General features: G+C 67.6%; 5 protein-coding genes and 1 pseudogene. 2 read left to right on the forward strand and 4 right to left on the reverse strand.

Annotated elements, in window-relative coordinates; translation table 11 throughout:
- Positions 1–188 precede the first annotated feature (188 nt).
- On the reverse strand, positions 189–866 hold the full coding sequence (locus AB0H57_RS32545) for an SDR family NAD(P)-dependent oxidoreductase (protein ID WP_357512551.1): 678 nt from the start codon (positions 864–866) through the stop codon (positions 189–191).
- Positions 867–966: 100 nt separating this feature from the next.
- Between AB0H57_RS32545 and AB0H57_RS32550 the strand changes: the two are divergent.
- A pseudogene (locus AB0H57_RS32550) lies at positions 967–1,154 on the forward strand (transcriptional regulator); the annotation flags it as partial.
- Between the two features lie 138 nt (positions 1,155–1,292).
- Here AB0H57_RS32550 and AB0H57_RS32555 read toward each other — a convergent pair.
- From AB0H57_RS32555 to AB0H57_RS32565, 3 genes are all read right to left on the reverse strand, one after another.
- A complete protein-coding gene (locus AB0H57_RS32555; RefSeq protein ID WP_357512553.1) occupies positions 1,293–1,940 on the reverse strand; it encodes a helix-turn-helix transcriptional regulator in 648 nt (215 codons plus the stop codon).
- Between the two features lie 628 nt (positions 1,941–2,568).
- The gene (locus AB0H57_RS32560) at positions 2,569–2,856 is read right to left on the reverse strand and encodes a hypothetical protein (protein ID WP_357512555.1); all 288 of its coding nucleotides are present in this window, start codon (positions 2,854–2,856) and stop codon (positions 2,569–2,571) included.
- A gap of 13 nt (positions 2,857–2,869) precedes the next feature.
- Positions 2,870–3,559, reverse strand: coding sequence for a hypothetical protein (locus AB0H57_RS32565; RefSeq protein WP_357512556.1), 690 nt, complete (start codon positions 3,557–3,559; stop codon positions 2,870–2,872).
- A gap of 220 nt (positions 3,560–3,779) precedes the next feature.
- Here AB0H57_RS32565 and AB0H57_RS32570 point away from each other — a divergent pair, with 220 nt between their 5' ends.
- Positions 3,780–4,073 (forward strand): hypothetical protein, encoded by a 294-nt coding sequence (locus AB0H57_RS32570; protein WP_357512558.1) that lies wholly within the window; start codon positions 3,780–3,782, stop codon positions 4,071–4,073.
- Positions 4,074–4,167: the final 94 nt, after the last annotated feature.

Below are 4,167 nucleotides of genomic sequence, written 5' to 3' on the forward strand. Positions count from 1 at the left end.
ACATCGAGCCGCAAGGTCCGATCGAGACCGAGGCAGCTCGACGCCTCGACGGCGAGCTCAACCAGAAGTAGCTACCTGGTTACCCAACACTTTCTGAGGGCGGGGCTACCTCCCGTGCGGGTCGGCGGCGTTGAGCGTCTCGACCACCTTGTCGTAGTCGCCGCGCGCCTCGGCGTACCGGAGGAACTTCACCCGCTCTGGATCTCCGTCGCGTCCGGCTGCGCCTCGATCAAACCGACCACCTCACCCACGAACTCGTCCAGCGGCATCGCGAACTCGCTGCTCTCCTGCCCGGGCAGCAGCGCCGTACGCACCGCCGGCGGCACCAGCTCCACGATCTTGACGTTCGTGTCGGCGAGTTGCAGGCGCAGCGACTCGCTGAGCAGGTGGATGGCGGCCTTCGACGCGTTGTAGCTCGGCGTGGCCCGCAACGGCGCGAACGCCAGGCCGGAGGAGACCGTCATGATCGTCGCGTCCGGCCGGGTCCGCAGATGCTCGATGAACGCGGCGATCAGGCGGATCGGGCCGAGCACGTTGGTGGTCACCACCGACTCGGCGGAGGCGAGGAACGACCCTGGCTGGTGCCAGTCCTCGACCCGCATGACGCCGGCCATCGTGATCAGCACGTTCAGGTCGGGATGCCGGCCCAGCACCTGCTGGGCGGCCGACGCGATGCTCGCCGGGTTCGCCGTGTCGATCGTGACGGTGTCGATGCCGGGATAGGCCGCAGCGACTTTGCCCAGCAGGTCGGTGCGGCGGCCACCCAGGATCACCGTGTTGCCCCGAGCCTGCAGTTCCAGGGCGAGAGCGAGGCCGATCCCGCTCGTCGAGCCGGGGATGAAGATCGTGTTTCCGGAGATGTCCATGCCCCCAGCCTGCCTCCGGCGGGCGCCGCCGGTGCAGAGATCGGTCATCGGGGGATCGGCGGTCCCTGGTTCCCGCCGGCCGCCGCCGGATACTGGGTGCATGGACCGCCCAGCACTGGCCGACTTCCTGCGCCGCCGCCGGGAGGCGCTGCGACCCGGCGACGTCGGCCTGCCCGTGGGCGCCCGTCGGCGCGCGCCCGGCCTGCGCCGCGAAGAGGTCGCCGCCCTCGCCACCATGTCCACCGACTACTACACCCGCTCGAACAACGGCGCGGCCCGCAGCCGAGCGCGGATCGAATGGTTCGGGGCGGGTCCGGCCCGGACAGCTTGACCGGTGCCGGCTCTCCTTCGACGGCCGCGCGAAGGACGCGGCCAGCGCGCCGGCGGCGCTGCTTGCCTGACCGAGAGTCGGCACCGCCGGTCAGGTCAGTCGGTGAGCGCGGGTGGGCAGGCCCGACCGAGCACGATGCCGCCCTCCCAGCGGGTCGCGACCCCGAAGGCGTCCAGCAGCCGCCCGACGTCGCTGGTCACCGTCCTGGGTGAGACGCCGAGCCTGCGGGCGATGGTGGCGTCCTTGGTTCCGCGGCTGAGCAGGGCGGCCACCGCCAGTTGCCGCTCGGCGAGCGGGAGGACGCCGGGGAACTCGTGTATCGGCACGGCCTGCTGCTGCGTCTCCCACCAGAGCTGGCAGAAACCGGTGATCAGGTCCGGGTCGCGGCAGAGCCAGGCGGTCGGGCGCCCGTCCGGGGTGGGCGGACCGGCGAAGAGTCCGACGCGCTCGTCGATGACGATACCGGTCATCTGCACCTTCGGGGCCACCCAGGTGTCGGGATGGGCCGCTGCCACCAGTGACAGGTGCTGCGACGGGCCCGTGATCAGGTGGCCGTTCAGTCCGCGCTCCCGGGTGTGCTGGTTGGGTTTGCGTTCCCGCCGCTGCGGGTCGAACACGGATTGGCTGTTGAGGTTGTACACCACCGATGAGGTGGCTCGTTCCAACAGTGTGAGCCGTTCGAGGATGGTGGGGAGCCCCACGGCGAACAGCCGTACCGGTCCACCGGCCGACGACGGTTCCACGCCGGCGATTCGGGCGTACACCGCAGCCTGCAAGGCCCGTGCCCGTAGCGCCAGTTCATCTCTTTCGCACTGGCCCCTGTCAACTGTCAGTGACAACTCGCTCACCGCAGCACCCTCCGGATCGTCCCTGCCCATCAGGCTGACGCGGCGGCGCAGGTTGTCCGTCGCGAGCCTTCGGGCCGACCTTCTGCGCCCAGTTACGTGGCTCAAAAAGGATTCCGGTCGAGGTGTCCCTTCGCCCCGGCCGGATGTTCGTGACCTGGTCAGCGCGCATGGTATCTGTGATCGAGGTATCTCGAAATATCCCGCTAGCCGCGTTGCCGGAACACGCAGTCACTCTCGTCTCGGCGGGGCGTCGGCCGGTACATGTGGAGGGGGCCGCGCGATGTGCGGAACAGCAACTGGCACTGACCCGGTGGCACTGCTGAGCCTCTGGTCAGCCGGGATAGAGGTGGGTCACCGCCTGAGTCTCGGTGTGAACGACCAGGAACACGCAGAGCACGGAATGCGCGACCGGCCCTGGACCAGTCTGCCTTTCGGAGTCAGCGGTGACTGCCACGCCGACGAGGCCGGTGGCCCGAGCGTCGGGGGCGCTGCCGCTATGGCAGCGCCCCGAAGCAAAAAATGGTCAGTGCACGGGACAGGTGTTCGTGTCGTGGTCGGTCCACTGTTGCCCGAACGTGGACACGTAGGAGTTGATCACGTCGTGGTAGTGGGTGTAGCGGCCGTTGCCGGTGTAGTAGCTCCACCCGCTGTAGTAGTTGAAGCTGTTGTAGGTGAGCCCATGCCAATGCGAGCCGTAGCCGGAGTGGCCGCACCATCCGCCGGAGTCGGCGTTGGCGGCGGCCGGCAGGTTGAAGACGGCCAGGCCGAGCAGTCCGGCGACAACCACTCCTCTGATGTAGGAGAAGCGCATTCCTCTTACCTCCTTATGATTCGGTGCGTGAATGGATCACTCGCGTTCCGGAAAACCCCAAGGCTGCACCCGGTATCGCGAGCGGTATCACGGCCGCGACCGCGGCGGTGACGACTGCGAGGAACGCCAGAGCCTGCTGGCCGAGCCACTGCTGCTGCGTCACTACAGAAAGCAGAGCCCACGCTGCGGCCAGGGCGCCGAGGCGCACGAGCTGGCCGAGCCATGGCAGACCCGGAAGGCTCACGCTCAGCGTGGTCAGCGCGGCCAGTGCCGCTGCGGGACCTATCCCGTTGGACATGCCCATGGACAGCTGGAGCGCGACGATATAGCCCAGCAGGCCGAGTAGGCCCAGCACCAGTTGCTGGCGCCGGCGCACGACTGCCGCGATCGCGGCTGCCGTGACGGCAACAACGCCGTACGCCACGATCTGTGCGATGGTCGGAGAGCCGGTCACGGCCAAGGTCAGCTTGAGGAGCAGCGGCGCCATCAGCCCGAGGCCGGCCACACCGACTGCTGAGCCCGCGACGAAACGCCGTACACAAACGCGGTCCTCGTCGTGGCTCGGGCTCGCGCGCCAGCCTTTCGGCAGGTCCCCGTTGAGGATCAGGGCCAGCGCCACGAGGACGAGGAGGACTCCGATCTGCGTTACCGAGAATGAGAGCGCAGCGGGGTGTTCGTGGCCGCCATGAGCGAAATAGGACATGCTGCCTCCGTCATCGGTCGACTGGCATGGTGGGCGCTTCGTTCAGCGCTCAAAGCATGTCAGTGCTTCGATGTCGTTGGCGCAATGATTGCGCGAACTGGCACAGAGGCTTGACAACCAAACAGCGGCCCGAACGCGTGGCCCGAAAGTGGGCAGGTTGCGTTCCCCGCAATCTGCTCAGGAACGTCGAGCCTGTCGGTCACTCGGCGACCCCGGTGCGGTGCCCGACCTCGTCGACGAAATAGGCTGGAACGCCGGGAACCAAGCCGTCGGTCCGTTTGCCCTCGCCCTTCCGGTCAACGCGCTGCGTCACCCGCTGTGGAAGCGGTCATCCGGGTGGTACATCTGGTCTGGAGAGGACTTTCCGGAGGTCTTCGAGCCGCAGCACGTCGTTCATGTCGTGGAGCTGCTGCCGGAGATCGAGCCCTACCTGGACCTGCCGCCCGGCTGGCGCTTCCTGCTCGCGCCAGGTTGCGAGGACGTCTGGCAGGACGATTCATTGTTCGACGTCTAAGAAAGTGTTGTGATACCTGGCCGTGATCTTCGCTGACTGTGTCAGCGAAGATCACGTGTGTGTCCCTGTGTCTGTAAACCGGCGTATGCGTCGT

The organism is Micromonospora sp. NPDC050686, assembly GCF_040654475.1.
GTDB lineage: Bacteria > Actinomycetota > Actinomycetes > Mycobacteriales > Micromonosporaceae > Micromonospora.

What these genes read in the sequence shown, in the direction of transcription:
- AB0H57_RS32545 (WP_357512551.1), bottom strand. Translation starts at nt 866, where the DNA reads ATGGACATCTCCGGAAACACGATCTTCATCCCCGGCTCGACGAGCGGG.
- AB0H57_RS32560 (WP_357512555.1), bottom strand. Translation starts at nt 2,856, where the DNA reads ATGCGCTTCTCCTACATCAGAGGAGTGGTTGTCGCCGGACTGCTCGGC.
- AB0H57_RS32565 (WP_357512556.1), bottom strand. Translation starts at nt 3,559, where the DNA reads ATGTCCTATTTCGCTCATGGCGGCCACGAACACCCCGCTGCGCTCTCA.